Annotated in this window: 17 protein-coding genes; 12 read left to right on the forward strand and 5 right to left on the reverse strand. The window is 37.8% G+C overall.

The features are described from left to right. Positions 1–136: 136 nt before the first annotated feature. From BLR11_RS05225 to BLR11_RS05255, 7 genes are all read left to right on the forward strand, one after another. Positions 137–727, forward strand: a complete 591-nt coding sequence (locus BLR11_RS05225; RefSeq protein WP_091648972.1) for a TetR-like C-terminal domain-containing protein — start codon at positions 137–139, stop codon at positions 725–727. Then, positions 727–1962, forward strand: a complete 1236-nt coding sequence (locus tag BLR11_RS05230) for a multidrug efflux MFS transporter (RefSeq protein ID WP_091648975.1) — start codon at positions 727–729, stop codon at positions 1960–1962. The genes BLR11_RS05225 and BLR11_RS05230 overlap by 1 nt, the downstream gene beginning before the upstream one ends. Before the next feature lie 380 nt (positions 1963–2342). After that, a complete protein-coding gene (locus BLR11_RS05235) occupies positions 2343–4592 on the forward strand; it encodes a bifunctional diguanylate cyclase/phosphodiesterase (RefSeq protein ID WP_091648977.1) in 2250 nt (749 codons plus the stop codon). Between the two features lie 127 nt (positions 4593–4719). Then, a complete protein-coding gene (locus tag BLR11_RS05240) occupies positions 4720–6573 on the forward strand; it encodes a SpoIIE family protein phosphatase (protein ID WP_176762883.1) in 1854 nt (617 codons plus the stop codon). Between the two features lie 25 nt (positions 6574–6598). After that, complete coding sequence (locus BLR11_RS05245; RefSeq protein WP_091648982.1) at positions 6599–7156, forward strand: SiaB family protein kinase; 558 nt, start codon at positions 6599–6601, stop codon at positions 7154–7156. Positions 7157–7159: 3 nt separating this feature from the next. Further along, complete coding sequence (locus BLR11_RS05250) at positions 7160–7537, forward strand: DUF1987 domain-containing protein (RefSeq protein ID WP_091648984.1); 378 nt, start codon at positions 7160–7162, stop codon at positions 7535–7537. 12 nt (positions 7538–7549) lie between these two features. Next, positions 7550–8269, forward strand: a complete 720-nt coding sequence (locus tag BLR11_RS05255; protein ID WP_091648986.1) for a GGDEF domain-containing protein — start codon at positions 7550–7552, stop codon at positions 8267–8269. 291 nt (positions 8270–8560) lie between these two features. On the opposite strand, the gene BLR11_RS05260 is transcribed toward BLR11_RS05255, so the two are convergent. The 5 genes from BLR11_RS05260 to nfsB all read right to left on the reverse strand — a co-directional run bounded on the left by BLR11_RS05260 (position 8561) and on the right by nfsB (position 13774). Further along, positions 8561–9004, reverse strand: coding sequence for a desulfoferrodoxin family protein (locus BLR11_RS05260; protein ID WP_091648989.1), 444 nt, complete (start codon positions 9002–9004; stop codon positions 8561–8563). A gap of 255 nt (positions 9005–9259) precedes the next feature. Beyond that, on the reverse strand, positions 9260–10462 hold the full coding sequence (locus BLR11_RS05265) for an FprA family A-type flavoprotein (protein ID WP_091648993.1): 1203 nt from the start codon (positions 10460–10462) through the stop codon (positions 9260–9262). Between the two features lie 83 nt (positions 10463–10545). Next, positions 10546–12450, reverse strand: a complete 1905-nt coding sequence (locus tag BLR11_RS14725; RefSeq protein ID WP_091648995.1) for an acyl-CoA dehydrogenase family protein — start codon at positions 12448–12450, stop codon at positions 10546–10548. 95 nt (positions 12451–12545) lie between these two features. Next, a complete protein-coding gene (locus tag BLR11_RS05275) occupies positions 12546–12965 on the reverse strand; it encodes an RrF2 family transcriptional regulator (RefSeq protein ID WP_091648998.1) in 420 nt (139 codons plus the stop codon). A gap of 149 nt (positions 12966–13114) precedes the next feature. Continuing rightward, positions 13115–13774, reverse strand: a complete 660-nt coding sequence (nfsB, locus tag BLR11_RS05280; RefSeq protein WP_091649001.1) for an oxygen-insensitive NAD(P)H nitroreductase — start codon at positions 13772–13774, stop codon at positions 13115–13117. Between the two features lie 210 nt (positions 13775–13984). On the opposite strand from nfsB, the gene BLR11_RS05285 reads away from it, so the two are divergent. The 5 genes from BLR11_RS05285 (at position 13985) to BLR11_RS05305 (ending at position 19868) form a co-directional block, all read left to right on the forward strand. Further along, entirely contained in the window at positions 13985–14272 is a 288-nt protein-coding gene (locus BLR11_RS05285; protein ID WP_091649004.1) for an ArsR/SmtB family transcription factor, read from the forward strand. Between the two features lie 9 nt (positions 14273–14281). Further along, positions 14282–16744 (forward strand): FAD-dependent oxidoreductase, encoded by a 2463-nt coding sequence (locus BLR11_RS05290; RefSeq protein WP_091649007.1) that lies wholly within the window; start codon positions 14282–14284, stop codon positions 16742–16744. A 259-nt stretch (positions 16745–17003) separates the two neighbouring features. Then, complete coding sequence (locus tag BLR11_RS05295) at positions 17004–17600, forward strand: nitroreductase family protein (protein WP_091649009.1); 597 nt, start codon at positions 17004–17006, stop codon at positions 17598–17600. Positions 17601–17682: 82 nt separating this feature from the next. After that, the gene (locus tag BLR11_RS05300; protein WP_176762884.1) at positions 17683–18177 is read left to right on the forward strand and encodes a pyridoxamine 5'-phosphate oxidase family protein; all 495 of its coding nucleotides are present in this window, start codon (positions 17683–17685) and stop codon (positions 18175–18177) included. A 209-nt stretch (positions 18178–18386) separates the two neighbouring features. After that, positions 18387–19868 carry an aldehyde dehydrogenase family protein gene (locus BLR11_RS05305; RefSeq protein WP_091649014.1) on the forward strand — a complete coding sequence of 494 codons (1482 nt, stop codon included), beginning with the start codon at positions 18387–18389 and terminating at the stop codon, positions 19866–19868. Positions 19869–19893 lie beyond the last annotated feature (25 nt).

Below are 19893 nucleotides of genomic sequence, written 5' to 3' on the forward strand. Positions count from 1 at the left end.
TGCTGTATTACAAAATTAACAATATATTACAAAATATCCATAAATAAATACTACTATTATATTGACTACGAACATCGTTAGTTTTATATTATATATAGTTCGTAAAAATAGATTAATCAGAAGGGAAGATTCTTTTATGCGGCGAAGTATAACAACGGCGATTATTATTGAAACAGCAATTGAAATCGCGGATATTGAAGGACTTGATAAAGTGAACTTGACATCTATTGCCGAGAAATTGGATGTCAAAAAGCAATCATTATATAACCATGTAGAAAATTTAGCACAAATTAAATGTGACATGGTTGTATTTGCGTGTACACAACTTCGTATTATATTGGCGGAGGCGGCTATTGGACAATCCAGAGAACAAGCTGTTTTTGCTGTATCAGAGGCATATCGCAGATTTGCTCATGAACATCCCGGTCAATATCAAGTGATAATGTCAGATGCTTGGAAATATAAAGCAAATGAAAAAATGAAGGAGTCCATTCATTCTTTTATGGACATAATACGTAAGGTGTTATCCCAATATAACCTGGAAGATGTAGATTTAACTCACGCTGCCCGCGGCTTGCGCAGTGTAATGCATGGTTTTGTTTCGCTGGAAGCTTCCGGTTGGTTTCAAAATCCGACGGATAAATCTGAAAGTTATCATCAACTAATCAGAGCGTATATCTATGGCATAGAAACATGGGAGAGAAAAAAAATGCAGGAGGAAAAGTAATGGATACGTGGAAAAGAAATCTCTGGATTTGTTGGCTTGGCAGCTTTGCTACTTCGGCAGCATTGAGTCAAGTTGCTCCGATACTGCCGTTGTATATACATGAACTTGGCATGGTTAATATAGGGGATATTGCTATTTGGTCGGGGTTTGCTTATGGAGCAACAACGTTTATTATGGCTATTGTTTCTCCTGTGTGGGGAAAACTGGCCGATAAATATGGTCGAAAACCTATGTTGCTGCGAGCTAGTTTTGGAATGACGATTATTTTGATATTCACTGCCTTTGTTACCTCTGTTCCACAACTTGTGGCTATGCGTATGTTGCTGGGAACTATATCAGGGTTTAACTCCGGTGCCATCACATTGATTGCGACTCAGACACCGCGGGAAAAGGCAGGATGGGCATTGGGGACGTTATCCACTGGATCTGTCAGCGGTACATTGTTAGGACCTATGCTGGGTGGATATTTGGTGGAAATCATTGGCATTCGCTATAGCTTTGTCATTATGGCAGGATTGCTTTTTATTGCATTTCTTCTTTCTTTGTTTTTTATTCATGAAGATTTTTCTCCTAAAACCCGTCATATGCAGAAATTTTCAGAAATTTGGCATTCATTGCCCAATCATTCTTTGTTTTTTTCTATGTTTGTTACAACCTTTTTTATTCAATTGGCACTTTTTTCTATTGAACCTGTTATTACTATTTACGTTAGGATGCTTTCCGTACGTACCGATCATTTAGCATTTATTTCGGGACTGGTATTTGCTTCTTCCGGTGTTTCTACTATGCTTTTTGCTCCATGGTTGGGAAAAGTGTCTGATCGCATCGGCGCACATAAAGTTATTTTTGCGGCATTACTTATCGGTGCGCTTCTTTTTATTCCGCAAGCCTTTGTTCAAAATGAATGGCAGCTTATGGGACTCCGGTTTGGAGTGGGCATAGCAACAGGTGCTATGCTGCCGTCCATTAACACGATGCTTAAACAGAATACACCTTCTGAAGTAGCTGGGCGGATTTTCAGCATTAATCAATCAGCGCAATTTCTTGGCGTATTTATGGGATCGATTTTAGGTGGACAGATTGCTGCTCATTGGGGGATACGCAATGTGTTTTTTATTACGAGCTTCTTATTATTTCTTAATGCTGTGGATGTATACTTTAATGTACTTCGTAAAATTGATTTGCAGGATGAAGAAGCAAACCATCAACCGGTATATCAGGTACACAGCAGATAACAAATATATTATCGTAATATATCATGGATTAAGAACATGGTTTGAATTTGTATACCTGTCAAGTATACACTTAGGTATGGTGGAAGGAACATCCAATTTTGCTGTTTGGGTGTTCTTTTTTACTGTCAAAAGAAAAATATAGGAGAATCATATGTGTTAAATGAATTGTATAATTGCATAAATTTAAAATATTAAGTACAATGTAACTATTGAACTGTAAAAATGAGGGGGATAAGGTGACAGCGGTACTTCCTGGTTTTTCTATTTCAAGCATGAATTTATGATGGTGTTTCATATAAAACGAAGGCGGACAGACACGGATGGTGATGCAGAGGATCCTATATACGTAATAAAACCGTGCCTTTGGGGGAAAAGATACGATGACTTTGTGTTTGACTACAACGGGTAAGGCACGCATAGAATATGTGATGGAACATATACTGTCTCAAATGGCCTGGTTTTGTAAAACGGAACATTGTTTTATACGAGTATTCAGAAATGGGAAACTGGTTCATCGGGTTCAATTGCGGCAGAGTATATTTCAAAGTGAAGCAGCGGACAGACTTATAGAACCTATTATACAAGAAGTCCATATTACCGGAAAACGCGTGGTAATTTGTCCATATAGTGCAGAGACAAAACGCATTCCCGAGTATATATTTGACCGCCTGCAGTATATAGCCGTACTCCCATTGCGATATCGGGGACAGTGGATTGGGGCAGCAGGTATTGCTTTCCTGGAAACAATGCCGCATCTAACAGATAACGAATTGCAGCTGCTGCAGAAAAATTTAGACTTGTATGCAATACTGATAGGAGATTCTTTTCGAAACTTTTTTTTGTACCGACGCGTAAGAAGGATACAAAAGATACAGAAAAAACAGCTTCAATTAAGTCAATATAAATTGAATTGTTTTGTTCAAAAGGATGCAGCGGGAATATGGAAATATAATACGGAAACAGATATGTATAATGTAGAAGAAGGCCTTTTTTCTCTGCATCATGCGACTATGGTGGATCAAGAGCCGTCGATGACTTTTGACGCATATTTGAATACTTTCGTGTATCCTGATGATCGCTGGAAATTGAGGCAATTGAGAAAAAAGGTATTGGAAGGACAGAAATTTGATTCTAAAAAGCTTCAGTATCGGATTGTGTGTAAAGATGGAACCGTACGCTATGTGTTAACCCAACGCTTTTTGGAAGAAAAAAATGACCGGAATGTCGTTAATATATATGGATATACTAAGGATATTACTAACTATGTATATATGGAAGAAGAACGGCAACAACAGCAGCAGCGTATCCGGCAGATGGCCTATTATGATTCGCTGACCCAGTTACCGAATCGTCAATATTTGCATAGATGGCTAAATCAAGAAATGAAATGGGTACGCAAAGGGAAAAATTCCGGAGTCATTTTTTTTATCGATTTAGATAATTTAAAAATGATAAATGATGCCTATGGTCATGCCTGCGGAGATGCAATCATTGTAACGACAGCCATGCGTTTGAGGGAAGTAATCAAAACTCCTTCCTTTATTTCGAGAGTTGGCGGTGATGAGTTTGTCATGGTATTACGAGGAATATATACCTATTCAGAGATGCATATGATAGCAATAAAAATATGTGATGCTGTTTGCCGAAAACAGAAAATGTCGGGTTTGCATTTTCATATGACTGTGAGTATGGGAATTGCCGTATATCCAAAAGATGGGAATACGACGACAGATATTCTTAAAAATGCTGATAATGCAATGTGTACGGCTAAAGAAGCGGGTAAGGATCAGTATAAGTTTTATACGCGGGAGATGCAGGATTGGGCCTTGGAACGGATTTATCTGATTGGCTGCTTACATGAGGCATTGCAGAAAAATGAGTTATTCCTTGTATATCAACCGCAAATTGACATCCGCAATGCTGCTATAATCAGTTTTGAAGCCCTTCTCAGGTGGAACAGCCATACGCAAGGTTGTATTCCGCCGGCAAAATTTATTCCGCTGGCAGAACAATCCGGATTCATTCATGTTGTGGGAGAGTGGGTATTACAGCATGCCTGTTGTTTTATGCGGCAATTGCTGGATCAAGGGTGGAATGGACGTATCGATATCAATGTGTCGCCGAAACAATTGGCGGCAGTTAACTTTGTTGAAAATACATGTGCGGTTATCCAGAAAGCAGGTATATCTTTTCAACATATTGGGTTTGAAATTACGGAAAGTTTGTGCATAGCAGGCATTATTCCTTTGGAGGAAGCAGTTGATAAACTTAGCCAATTAACTGCATTAGGGATACATATATCCATGGATGACTTTGGTACCGGCTATTCTTCGCTGACACTTTTGGATGAGTTGCCGTTTCATACTATAAAATTGGATAAATCTTTTATAGATAAGATAGAAACAGATGCGCATAGAGAGAATTTTATTGGATCTATTATTCATATGATTCATACGCTTGACAAGAAAGTTGTTGCGGAAGGGGTAGAAACAGAGAAGCAATTGGAACACCTGCAGCATTGCGGCTGTGATTATATTCAAGGGTATCTTTTCAGCAAACCATTATCCAAGGAGGAGGCTTTTGGATTGCTATTGACAGGAACTGATGCGTGTAAACACAGGTATAGATAAATACATTATATGCAATTATAAAAAGCAACAAAAGGGGAATTGCATATAATGTAATAAAAGAGTATTATAATAAAACAAATGGTATTTTTCTGGAGTATGCAATTTATAATGGATGAGGCTTTTAGTGATGTTTTTTCGTACAGATAAAGAAAATAAAGAGAATAAAGAGAAAGATAAATTATTAGTATTTGATCATCATTCAAACACGGTAATTATTATTGGCTGTGTTTTGCTGGCGGTAGCCTTACTGATTGCATATATAACCAGCGCTATGATTATAAATGAAACAACTTTTTATGAATCAAAACGGTATAAGTTTCCGGATCAAGCAAAAAATACCGGTAGTATTGTTGAAAAAAACATTGATGAGGCTGCTGATGTATCCTTAATGATGGCACATGATCCGCTTATCATCCATTGGTTAACTACCGGGGAACACGATGATTTTGCGGATTCTTACATTTCACAGCGGATGGATCACGTGACCAAGTATATGAAGTATGATGATGTTTTTTTGATTAGTGCGCAGACCCTGCGTTCTTGGGATTATCATGATGGAACATTTAGAGCACAGCGTATAGATATAGCGAACCATCCAGTAGACCGGCAGATTTTTTCTTTTCTGCAGCAAAATCGCGACTATGCAGTCAATATAGAAAATAACAATAAAACAGCAGTTATTCAGATTAACGCTGCTATTAAGGAAAATAATACCATCTTAGGGGTAACCGGTGTAAAAATAAGCGCAGCACAAATTATGCAAAAGCTCATAGATGCAGATGCGAATAAAACATGTGATGTTTGGCTTATCAATAACAAGGGCGATATCTGTTTTTCAACAAGCACAGAATATTTAAATCATTCATTACAGCAGTATCTTCCTGAAAGTGTTGTAACTGATATTGAACAAGATACAGGCAAAAAAGATTTTGAAATCAGTAAATACAATAATGAAGCAGAGTCTCAAATATATGATATTGCATATAAACCAGTAAAGAATACGAATTGGAAACTTGTTGTCCGTGTACCGCGATCAACAAGTATAGAACCTTTGATGAATATTAAGCGGATCATTACTATATCCTATGTATTTATTTTCCTTTGTACTTCTCTGCTTTTTTATCTTATTACCCATCAAATTGTCAATCCACGCAAAAGGGCAATGCAGTTGAATCGAAGGCTGGAAAATGTAATTACTGACAGAACTCAAAAATTGCAGGAAAAAAATATTAAACTTCAAGATGGCATGGAATATGCCCAATTGATTCAACAAGCTGTTTTGCCTTCCAGCAGTGAAATAGCACGATATTTAAAAGACTTTTTTGTAATTTTTGAGCCGAAGGAAAGTGTTGGCGGTGATTTTTATTGGCTGAGAAATTATGACGACGGTATTTTGTTAGCTGTTGGAGATTGTACTGGTCATGGGGTCTCAGGAGCGCTTATGGCAACGGCTGTAAATGCTATGTTCAATCATATTACCGAAAATATTTGTCATGATGATCCGGCAATCATTTTGAATGAATTAGCACGCGCTTTTCGTCAATCCTTTAGCAGCGACAACGATAAATTTGTTTCAACAGGGTTTGAAATTGCAATATTATTTTTAACAAAAAAACAGCATGTTTTATTTGCAGGAGCTGATATGCCGCTTTATTATTATAATGGAACACAGGTGTCGGAAATAAAGGGCGATAAAATGGCGGTTGACTGCAAACCAATCAAAACGAAAAAACTTTTTAGTAATCAGGTTATTACGTGTTGTCCGGGGAATGCATTTTATATTATTACAGATGGATATCACGAACAACCGGGTGGTAAACAACATCTTCCTTATGGAAAGCAAAGATTGCTTGCATTGTTGGGTGAATTGGTCAAAATGCCGGTGGACTTGCAGAGAAAACAAATCATGGACACGTTTCATGAATATATGGGAAATGAACGCCGGCGTGACGATATAACTGTATTTGGTTTTAAAATATAAAAAGAGCGATAGGAGCGACAAAGGTATGGATATAACGATGTATAAATTGTATCAAAATTTGAAGGCAAATGACATTTTGATGACCTATTGCGGTGCCTTTGCACAAGAAAGTATTGAAGGAATTGGCAATGCAATACGGAAAAATTTAGCGGCCGAAGAAGCGGAAACTTCGACGGCTTTGACGGTGTTTTCTATTTTTATTGAGCAGGTTCAAAATATTTTGAATTATTCTGCTGAAAAATTAACTGTCCGGGAAGATGATGAACATGAACTTCGGTTCGGAATGGCGATTGTGGGACGAAATCCGGCCGGAAAATTTTTTGTTTGCTGTGGGAATAAGGTATTGAAAGAAGATATGCCGGTAATAAAGGAAAAATTAGAGATGCTTAATAAATTAAGCAGAGAAGATTTAAAGGATTTATATAAAAAACAGCGCCGTAATGTACTTCCCTTAAATGGAAAAGGTGCAGGCCTTGGCTTGATTGAAATGGCAAGAAAGTCAGAAGGTCCGATGGAGTATTCGTTTGAACCGGCAGGAACCGATTGGTTTTTTTTCAGTATTAAAGTAACTGTGAGGAGATAAAGTATGGAAAATTTGATTATTGAACAAACAAAATCGACACCGTATATCTTTTTTTGTGCAGCGACGGGAAAACTTCGAATTGAAGGAGAATCATATCCGGAAAATGTGATAAAGTTTTATACTCCGGTTTTAGAATGGCTGCATGATTACTTTATGACGAATGTAAAAGACATGGTACTGGAATTTAAAATTATTTATTTTAATAGCAGTACATCTAAAGTATTTCTGACTATTTTTGATTTACTGGAACAAAAAGCATCGACAGGATGCAATATCACGGTAAAATGGATTTGTGATAAAGATAATGATGTAGCTATTGAATGTGGTGAAGAATTCCAAGAAGAAATAAATAAATTTTTATTTACGGTTGAAATCTGTTAAACGGGGGAATTTATGACGATCAGAAGTTTGTATATGGCCGAAGAAATGGTTTTGGAAAAATCAGAAAATTTACTGATGAGTAAACAATACTGTTCTGTTGAGGAATATCGCGAACTATACGAAGAATATAAGAAGCTTTTTAAACAGGTAAAAACATTGGTGAAAATTGCCGATTTAACGGAGCAGGAACTTAAAATTTTATTTGAAAAATTCAGTGAAGTATCTCGAATAGATAGTTTAACGGGATTATATAATCGCAGGTATTTTTGGGAAACTTTTTCAAAAGTATGGGAACAGTCCATTGAGCATAACTTCGTGGTATCATTATTAATGATTGATATCGATTATTTTAAAAAGTATAATGATGCGTACGGACATTTACAAGGTGATGAATGCTTAAAGGCGATGGCAGTAGAATTTCAACGTTCTGTGCGGCGGCCGCAAGATATGGTAGTGCGGTTTGGTGGGGAAGAGTTTGTTGTATTGCTGCCGCAATCGGGAAAAGAAGCGGCGATTCATGTTGCAAAACGATTATTCCGAAATGTTAACAGTTTATATTCTAAATATAGTCCGGTACAACTAAAAAGCCAGATGACTATTTCTGTTGGAATTGCTTCTTTATATCCGCAGCAGGAAGATCCCATTACGCTGTTAGTAGATAAAGCTGATCAGGAATTATACAGAGCAAAAGAAGCTGGACGAAATTGTTTCAGGTTATATGAACGTCCTTGAGACTTTTTCTTTTAAAACATAGAATGATAAAAGTATGTTCTTTTAATTTTTTATATGCTAACGCAGTCGACTTATATAAATTAAAAGGAGCTACATCGTTTTATTATTTATAAATGAATATAGAAGATTATGTATATGAAAGTATGAGTGAAGCTGTTTATTTTGAGGAAAGTTCAAACCATATACGGAAAGTACACGAAAAGAAAACCGGCTCCTGCCGTATGGCAGGAGCCGGTACTGTTATTCTTGTTGTAACAGCGATCAATTGTATTGGTTAGACAGCAGAGACAATTAGCCTTCTAACTTGCATCCGCCAAATTCAGGGGAGCAGCCGCCAAGAACCGTTTCAACCGTTTTTGTTCCAAATTCTTTCTTCCATAAACCATGAAGATTGCAATAGGCATATACTGTTCCCGAATCCGCACCCTTGAAAATTGTTTTGGGAGCCTGTCCGGCAAATAGTTTATGCGTTTCTATTCTGTTCCCGCTGACCAAGGTAATCCATTGGATAAAATGTTCATCAACCATTGGGTGTTCAACGGAACCAACCGTTACAATAAGATCACCATCTTTGCTGATGACTTCAGGAATGTGTTTTTCTTTAGCTGCTTCTACTGCACCGGCAACTAATTTTTTCATCGGCTGGCCACAGCAAGAGAGTTGGCTGTTGCTGCCTTGTATAACGGCAACTAAATTACCGCAATGTTCACAATAATAAAAATCTACTTCATTCATAATAACACCTCCAAATAAAATAACATATATAAATAAAAATAATTTTATATAATTCCAATCGTTAATTAATAATTATTATTTACATAATTATATAATACTTTTTAATATAAGTCAATAAATTACAATGGTAAAATAAAGAATATTCCTGCATGTTATTGCGGTAGTACTGCGAATTGAACACAAATCCGCAATAACATACAAGAACATACGCAATGTATAAAAATGATAAATATGTATTTAAATATACCTCACATATTACTTCATGGAATCAATAATACTAGTTACCATATCATCCATAGAGGGTTCTTGCGCGGAGGTCATGGATGAATTTAATGTAACGGTATCATCCAGTACGGTAATTCCTTTTAGTTCGTCATTTAAGAAATTACGTATCAATGAACCTGCCGTACATGCCCAAGAGCCGTTTTCTATAATCGCTGCAGTACGGTTTTGAATATTTAAGGCTTTCATATCCATTAAATAATTGTGCATCTTAGGATAAATGCCTAGATTGTAGGTTACGGAAGCAAATACAATATGGCTGAGACGGAATGTTTCTGAAATAAGGTAGGATATATCTGTATTGGATACGTCATACATATATACATTTGTCATGCCTTTTTCTACCAACTTAGTAGCTAGCAGGGAGGCAGCACTTTCTGTATTGCCGTACATGGAAGCATATACTAGCAAAACTCCTTTTTCTTCCGGCTCATAGGAGCTCCATTTTATATATTTATCCATAAAATATCCCAGATTGTTACGCCATACCAAGCCATGAAGAGGGCAAATCATTTTTATATCAATACCCGCAGCTTTTTTTAGTAAATATTGGACATGAGGCCCATATTTTCCTACTATATTTGTATAATAACGACGAGCGTCATCAATCCAATTACGATCAAAATTTACTTCATCATTAAATAATTTTCCGTCAATAGCACCAAATGTACCAAAAGCATCTGCAGAGAAAAGGACACCATTCGTAGTATCAAAAGTGACCATAGCTTCCGGCCAATGTACCATAGGAGCGGCTACAAATGTTACGGTATGTTTGCCGAAGGATTTAATGTCACCTTCTTTAACTTCTTCATATCGACCATCAATAGAAAAGCCAAATTGACGCATCAGCATAAATGCTTTTTCATTACTTATGACAATGGTTTCCGGATGACGAAGCAAAATTTCAGTTATGGAAGCAGCATGATCAGGTTCTACATGATTGATGACTAAATAGTTTAGGGGACGGCCGGATAACACGGCTTCTACGTTTTCTAAAAACTGACGGCAGACAGACCAATCAGCCGTATCGAAGAGAACTGTTTTTTCATCGAGCAATACATACGCATTATACGAAACTCCGCGAGGAATGGGATGAATATTTTCAAATAAGGTGAGACGATGATCATTTGCACCTACCCAGTACAAATCTTCTGTTACTTTTCTAACACAATGCATAATAAATCCTCCTTTTATCTAAATACTACAATATGATATGTTAATACTATATTTTCGAAATATAGGCAAGGGTATATTGGAAATCAGGCTTTGATAAATCCTGTTTTATCTTCACCGCATTCCGGGCAAATCCATTCATCCGGAAGCTTTTCAAAAGAGGTGCCGGGACGAATATCATTTTCAGGATCTCCTATGGCAGGATTATATTCATATCCACAACCGTTGCAAACATAAAGGTTTTGCGGTATTTCTTTTTTAGGAGTAGGTCGTTTCATTTTAACCATAGGAGGTGCCGGCTTTTTGGCTTTACCGTTATCCAGTGCTTTCGTAAGCAACGGTAATATTTCCATTACATCGCCGACAATACCGTAGTCACAATTTTTGAAAATAGGAGCATGCGGATCTTTATTAATTGCTACGATGGTTGCAGCATCCTTTATACCCTTTAAGTGCTGACCGGCACCGGAAATGCCGCAAGCAATATATAAGTTCCCCTTGAATTTTTGTCCAGACATACCTACATAGCGGTCTAACGGTACGTATTGTAGTGTTTCAGCTACAGGACGGGAAGAACCAATAGCAGCTCCTGCCTGGACAGCTAGATTTTCGATTAATTTCATATTCTTTTTTTCACCGATTCCCTTACCGGCACTGACAACTCGTTCTGCCTGCGCAATAGGAGTGTCCAAAGCAATACCGACAGTAAAATCAAAACCATCGTTCTTTAAAGCGGTTACCAAGGCATCGGTTCGTTCTTTGGCAGAACCTTCATTGAGTATCATTTTTTTTCGGTTCCCCGTAATCGGGCCATGTTTTTTGCCCACAGCAGGGGTGTGCTCGTTAGATACCTTATCTGTAATGTGTGAAGCAATGACTACACGCTGAATTTCATTTGTACCTTCATAAATGGTACAGATTTTAGCATCACGGTATGCGCGTTCTACTTCCATACCTTTTAAGTAACCGGTTCCGCCAAAAATCTGCAGTGCGTCATTAACAATTGTTAAACAGCTATCGGAAGCATATTGTTTAGCCATTGCCGATTCCATGCCATACGGTTCATGATTTTCTTTTAATTCGGCTGCACTATATACCAGAAAACGAGAAGCACGGAGCATGGTAGCCATATCAGCTAATTTAAAAGAAATACCTTGCTGTTGACAAATGGGTTTTCCGAATTGAATACGTTCTTTGGAATATTCCAAGGCATTTTCGTAAGCGCCCTGGGCAATACCCAATGCCTGAGAAGCGATTCCAATCCGGCCGCCATCCAGCGTAGACATGGCAATCTTAAAGCCTTCTCCTTCTTTACCCAAGAGATTTTCTTTTGGAACCTTAACATCATTGAAAATAAGTTCTGCTGTAGAAGAGGAGCGAATGCCCATTTTATCGTAATGATCGCCAAAGGTAAACCCTTCCATTCCTTTTTCAATAATAAAGGCGCTGATGCCATGTGTTCCCGTATCGGGAGTAGTTACTGCAAAAACAACATAAATATCAGCTTTGTCCGCATTTGTGATAAAAATTTTATTGCCGTTTAAAATATAATGATCTCCATCCAATACAGCGGTTGTTTCTGTGCCGCCAGCGTCACTGCCAGCTTCCGGTTCTGTTAGACCGAAAGCACCCAGTTTTTTTCCTTGTGCCAACGGAACTAAATATTTTTGCTTTTGCTCTTCCGTGCCATAGGCAAAAATAGGCCATGAACCTAATGACACGTGAGCAGACAGGATGACACCTGTTCCGCCATCTACGCGGGATAATTCTTCGACAGCAATAGCATAGCTGACGACGTCCAGACCGGCACCGCCGTATTCTTTGGGATAGGGAAGACCCATGAGATCGAGTTTTCCCATTTTCTTGACGATTTCATCGGGGAAACGATTTTCCTTATCCAATAAAAAGGCAATCGGTTTCACTTCCTTTTCCGCAAAGTCGCGAACTTTTGCACGAAGCATCTCTTGTTCATCTGTCGTCTTAAAATTCATAATTAGTGCCTCCTTAAAAAAAACATTGTTGATAAAAATACTCCAGAATAGGAGCGTAACTAGTGATTGGTTTCTGCACTTTTACATATTATTTTCTAAATATGGGTATCAAATAATATAGTATACAATGAATAAGAATGCAGTTTTTCGTTAATTTCTTTTTGTAAGTGACTTAAATGGGTATGGACCAAACATACTTGCCGATACTTTTCACGCCAGGGACAATGATAATTTGTCTGCATACAAGCGCTGATGGGTCTATCAGCATCCATAATAGCAATAAGCGTGAGCAATGAAATATCATGGAGATCGCAGATTAAACGGCAGCCACCGCCAACTCCCCGACTTAATTCGATAATACCTGCTTTTGCCAGTTTTTTTGCTATTTTGTAGACAAATTGTTGAGGCAGCAGCTCTTTATCACAAATTTCCTTAATGGGTGTTTTTGTATTACCGGCATCGGCTAATGAGCGAAGTATACGCAAAGCATAATCTGTTTCCTTTGTAATTAGCAATTTTTTCTCCTTTTGAGGCATAAGTGTTTGATTTGTCTCTATTATAGTATTCTGGATAAAACAAGTCAAGAAATATTATAAAAAAAACTATTGATAATGTAACACTACACTATCAATAGTTTTTTATAATACATATTGTAAAGAGTGGTTCAATCTAATGGAGTGAAAATTTCCTTTTTTTCTAATCGGGATTTAGGAAGCGATTTATTAAAGTCATTTTCAGAATGATACCCTAAAGCAACGACTACAAGTGCTGTATATCCTTGTTCACGAAGCTGAAATTCTGTGTCCATTATAGTTTCGTCAAATCCTTCCATAGGAGTTGCATCTAACCCGAGCAATGCAGCACCAAGTAAAATAGTGCCTAAATTTAAATAGACTTGTTTACTTAACCAACTGGTACTGTCATGCCGGTCAAAACGATGTGTATTAACAAAATATGTACGACCCTGCAATCCTTTTTCTTTTGATTGCGCAGTAGTATATCGACCGCTCTGTTCTTCTGTATCGGTAATATGTTGGATATATTCGTCTTCTATATCGGACTTAGCGCAAAATACGATGACATGAGAAGCCTGCAATACTTTAGGTACATTATATTCATATTGTTCTGGTGCCATAGCTTTTGCAATACGGCTGCGCCCTTTTTCTGTAGAAGCGATGATAAAGTGCCAAGGTTGTATGTTTACACTGGAAGGACTCAATTGCAGCAAATTTTCTATTTGTACAAATATTTCGGGTGGAATGCGTTTTGATGAATCGAATGCTTTTGCAGCATAGCGTTGTGAGGCGATAGTTGTTATATCCATAATTGTATCCCTTCCTTTTTATAATATTAAAAAGTATATGTTTCTTATTTGAATTGTAATTGTTTTTTGTCATTAATACAAGAAATATTTATTTTGCGATGCAGGATGTTGTACCGTTGTATCAAATATAATTTAAGAAAATACACTTGACTTATATATCCAAATATCTTAATATATAAATATAGAGAAATACAAAGGAGGATATAAAAAATGGCAATCGCCGATTTTAATGAATTAAATGAAAAAGCAGAAATACTGAAGGTATTGGCGCATCCTGTACGTCTTTGTATTATACGGGGATTATGGGAAAATGGAGGCTGCAATGTTTCGCACATGCAATCTTGTCTGGAAACACCGCAATCGACACTTTCTCAGCATTTGCAAAAATTGAAGACGGCAGGAATTGTCTTAGCAACACGAGAAGGAACAAAAATATATTATGAATTAAACATGGATATGATAGGGAACCTATTGCCTTTTTTATTTCCTGAACAATGAGGTGAAAATATGATGAAAAAATACATTATTATTGGCGGCGTAGCAGGTGGTGCTACTGCTGCAGCACGATTGAGAAGATTAGATGAAAATGCAGAAATAATTTTAATAGAGCGCGGTTCTTATATATCTTTTGCAAATTGCGGGCTGCCTTATTACATAGGAAATGTTATTCAAGATAGAGAGCGATTGCTTGTGCAGACAAAAGAAAAATTTCATCGTCGATTTCGTATTGATGTACGAACAGAAAGTGAAGTTATTTCTGTTGATACAACGAATAAGGTAGTTACAGTACGATCAGAGAATCAGGTATATGAAGAAAGCTATGATGCATTGCTTTTGTCGCCGGGAGCTCAGCCGGTACGGCCTCCTATTCCGGGAATTGATAACGAACGTATTCGGACGCTGCGCAACGTCCCCGATGCCGATGTATTGAGAAAATGGACGGATCAATACGCAGGGAAAGGTCATGCGGCTGTAATCGGCGGTGGATTTATCGGAGTAGAAATGGCTGAAAATTTACAGCAGCGAGGTATAAACGTTACGCTGATTGAAGGAGCACCCTACATTTTGGCGCCGTTTGATACCGATATGGTGAACATTGCGGAACGAGAAATTGTTCAGCATAAGGTTCAGCTTATATTGGGAAATGGGGTACAGTCGTTTGAACCTTTGCCTTCGCAAGTTCGAGTGCATTTAGCAAACGGTGCAAAAATAGATGCTGATTTTGTTGTTTTGTCTATCGGAGTTCGACCGGATACGGCTTTTTTGAAACAAAGCGGCATTGCCTTGACGGAACGCGGATATATTATGGTGAATGAGAAGATGCAAACAAGTATACCAGATGTATATGCAGTTGGCGATGCAGTGCAAATTACACATAGTATCAATGGAGAAAAAACAGCGATTGCATTGGCGGGGCCGGCTAATCACCAAGGTCGTATTGCAGCAAATAATATAGCAGGGCATTCAGAAAGGTATGAGGGTGTTTTGGGAACCTCAATTATGAAAGTATTTGATTTGACTGCTGCGGCGACCGGAGAAAATGAACGCACATTGAAACAACGCGGCGCAGCTTATCATGTAGCGAAAGTATATCCTGATTCTCATGCGGGATATTATCCCGGAGCGGTGAAAATGGCTTTAAAAATTATTTTTGACAATCAGGGACGAGTTTTGGGAGCTCAAATAGCTGGGTACGAAGGAGTAGATAAACGAATCGATGTCTTGGCAAGCATGATTCGTCATGGACATACGGTTCATGACTTAGCTGAACTTGAATTAGCATATGCGCCGCCATATTCGTCAGCTAAAGATCCGGTTAACATGGCAGGATATATGGCAGAAAATATATTAGATGGATTAACGGAACCCGTTTCTTATGATGAAATGATGGACATGATTGCCAAGGGCGCAATTCTTCTAGATGTGCGGACACCTGATGAATGTGCTGCCGGCAATTTACCTCACTCTTTAAATATTCCCTTGGAAGTGTTGCGTGATCATCTTGAAGAATTAGATATATCTGTTCCTATTGTTACATACTGTCAAATAGGGCAGCGAGGATATTTTGCTGAACGATTGCTGCGGCAGCATGGGTATACAGTTAAAAATTTGCTGGGAGGGTATATGGCGGCAAAAGATCAGCAGTTTTCTATTCAAGAAGAAATACTAGATGATACTTGCCATGCTTGCGGCAATACGGAAGAAAAACCAGAAAAATACGCAATGGATAAAAAAGTATTAACTTTTGATGTCACAGGATTAAGCTGTCCCGGTCCTTTGATGAAATTACGGGAAAATATGGAAACGGTACCGATAGGTACTATTGCTAAATTTACGGCTTCTGATCCCGGATTTTATAATGATAGTCAAGCGTGGTGTGAACGGACAGGACATGTATTGCTTCAGCGTGAACGCCAAAAAGGACTGGTATCGGTATGGATACAGAAAAAAGGATCGCTTATTTCAGTGGCTCCTCGGGCCTCTGCGGCGGTAAAAGTACCCGATGATAAGACAATTATCGTATTTAGTGGAGACTTGGATAAAGTTTTGGCTGCCTTTGTTATTGCAAACGGTGCGTTGGCTATGGGTAAAAAAGTTACTATGTTTTTTACCTTTTGGGGATTAAATGCACTGCGCCGACCAGAAAAAGTATCGGTTAAAAAAAGTTTGATAGAGAAAATGTTTGGCTGGATGATGCCTAGAGGAAGCCGCCGTTTAACGCTGTCTCATATGAATATGATGGGATTGGGAACTCAATTTATGAGGCAAATTATGCGGGATAAAAATATTCAATCACTGGAAAGCCTTATTCAAAGTGCTCAAGCAGGAGGCGTGCATATGATTGCTTGTCAAATGTCGATGGATGTTATGGGAATTCGCCAGGAAGAATTGCTGGATGGTGTAGATGTTGGCGGTGTAGCAACCTTTTTAGGTGCTGCCGAAAATGGAAACATGAGTTTATTCATATAAAAAATAATAATAGTGTATATTATATATACTATTATAAAATTTTCACAGCTCCTTTATCTATCTGCTTATTAAATACAAGCAGATAGATAAAGGAGCTGTTTATATATTTGAAAAGAAGTACATTTATTTTTAAATTTGTATAAAAAAGTATTGATTTATTTCAAGTAAAGATATATAATTGGCTTATAACAAATAATGATAATTAAATAAGAATATTGATAAATTAAAAAAGGCAAAAATAATTGCGGAGGTGATTCATATGTTAAGTTTTCAGGAAGTTATTGAAAAACGTCGTACCAATTATGCATTAGGGAAACACATTCCCGTTTCTCAGGATCAAATTATTAAAACCATACGGAGCGTCGTTCCAGAGGTACCGTCAGCTTTTAATATGCAATCCGGAAATATTATTGTAGCTTTTGGTGAAAACCATCAAAAGATTTGGGATATCACCAAAAATATATTAAAAGGAATAGTTCCTCCGGAAAATTTTTCAACAACAGAAAGTAAAATCGATTCTTTTGCGGCAGCGTATGGAACTATTTTGTATTTTGATGATACGCAGATCATAAAGCAAATGCAGGAACAATATGCACTATATGCTGACAATTTCCCAGTATGGGGGCAGCAGGCGAATGGGATGATGCAGTTTGCCTTATGGTCAGCATTATCAGAATTAGGATTAGGTGTAAATTTACAGCATTATAACCCGCTTATTGATGAGGAAATAAAAAAAGCATTCCAGGTTCCCGAATCTTGGAAATTAATAGCGCAGATGCCTTTCGGTGAAGCTGTAAATCAACCAGATCCTATACAGAAAAAGTCAGTCGATGAACGTGTTTTGATTTTTAAATAATGACGGATAAATAGAGAATATAAAGAATAAAAATTATGGATATCCTATGCTATGTGTATACGATGAAAAGGAGGAATGTTTTATGTATGAAGATCAGGTACTCGGTATTATAAAAAAAGAACCGGCATTTATGGCGTCTGTAGATGGCCAGCGGCCGCGGATTCGGCCTATGAAGGTTTTTGTTGATGAAACAGGTCATTTATGGCTCTTCAGTCGATTTGATTCTAAAAAAGTGAGCGATTTGAGTGTAAATCCTCGTGTTGAATTGGGATTTATGGGAGAAGATTCCAGTGTGGTAACTGTTTTTGGACAGGTTAAAGATGCAACGAAGCCGGGAACTCCTCAATTTCGTTTAGTGCGGGATATGATGCTTAACCATGTTCCGGAAATGAAACATTATTTTTCTGAAAATGAAGAAGATAGTATCGTTTTATATCAAGTTATTGTTCATGAAATAAATTATATGCGGCCTGACAGAACTGTTGTTTCTAATATTAACTTGCCGATGACGTACAATCCGGAAGTAGAGGTAACCTTTTGCAAGGGTGGGTTTTGCTTAACGGATAAGGACAAATAATATATAAATAATGTGCAGACAAGCTGCTATATAGTATTCGTTAAATATATAGTATCTTGTCTGCTATACATTTAAGTAGATTACAGAGTTTTAATAAAATTATTGATTGATTAAATTGAAATATTTGGTATCATATAATTAAAAGTTAATATTAAATTGCTTTTTAAGTATACCTAATGATTTGTGCGTTTAAAGGAGGAATGGTGCTTATGAAACAGTATTTACAAGATTCATATCAATTGTATATTAATGGAAAATGGGTTCCTGCTAGTGATGGAGCTATGTTTAAGGCTTACAATCCTTCGAATGGAGAGGTGTTGTCTACGTGTGCGCAGGCAACCAAGGAAGATGTGGATACGGCTGTCAAAGCAGCAAGAGAAGCATTGAAAACATGGAAAAAAGTTTCTCCGATTCAACGGCAAGAATATTTATTGAAAATTGCAGATGTGATAGATGCTAATGCAGATCATTTGGCAATGGTCGAAACATTAGATAATGGGAAACCTATCAGGGAAACCCGAAATGTCGATATACCTATGGCTGCCGATCACTTCAGATATTTCGCAGGAGCCATCAGGACCGAAGAAGGTCGGGCGGTTATGCTGGATGAAAAAACATTGAGTATTGTTCTGCGGGAACCCATTGGTGTTGTCGGACAAGTTATTCCTTGGAACTTCCCGTTCCTTATGGCTGCTTGGAAATTGGCACCAGTATTGGCAGCAGGATGTACGACCGTACTGAAACCATCTAGTCATACTTCGTTGAGTATATTGGAATTGATGCGTTTAATTGAAGGAATTCTTCCGGATGGAGTCATTAATGTGATTACTGGCAGCGGATCCAAGTCAGGACAATATTTATTAGATCATCCTGGTTTGCAGAAACTGGCATTTACTGGTTCTACAGAAGTTGGCCGAGGTGTGTATAAGGCGGCTATGGAAAAAATGATTCCGGCAACATTGGAATTAGGCGGAAAATCTGCGAATATCTTTTTTGAAGACTGCAAGTGGGATATGGCGATGGATGGAGCACAGCTGGGAATTTTATTCAACCAAGGGCAAGTTTGCTGTGCCGGCTCACGTATTTTTGTTCAAGAAAGTATTTATGACAAATTCATTCACGATTTAGCCGAACGCTTTAATCGGGTAAAAGTGGGCTTACCTTGGAATGAAGATACGCAAATGGGATCGCAGATTTATAAACAACAGGTGGATCAGATTTTAGAATACGTAAAAATAGGACAGTCCGAAGGGGCTAAACTTATATGCGGCGGCGAAAAAATTATGGATGATGGGTTGGATAAGGGGAACTTTGTCAGACCGACTATTTTTGCCGATGTAACAAATGATATGCGGATTGCACAAGAAGAAATATTTGGACCTGTTGTATGTATCTTGAAGTTTAAGCATGAAGAAGACGTTATTGCTATGGCGAATGACAGTGAATACGGATTAGGAGGAGCGGTTTGGACACGGGATATTAATCGTGCTATACGCGTGTCCCGGGGAATTGAAACAGGACGTATGTGGATTAATACATATAACGCGATTCCGGCAGGAGCTCCGTTTGGTGGATATAAAATGTCAGGTATTGGCCGTGAAACAGATAAGATGATTTTGCAGCATTATACGCAAACTAAAAATATTTTTATTAATTTGTCAGAAACGCCAAGTGGGTTTTATGAAAGCTGATATAGTCATGGCGAGAGGAGTCGGT

The organism is Megasphaera paucivorans, assembly GCF_900103535.1.
Lineage (GTDB): Bacteria > Bacillota > Negativicutes > Veillonellales > Megasphaeraceae > Megasphaera_A > Megasphaera_A paucivorans.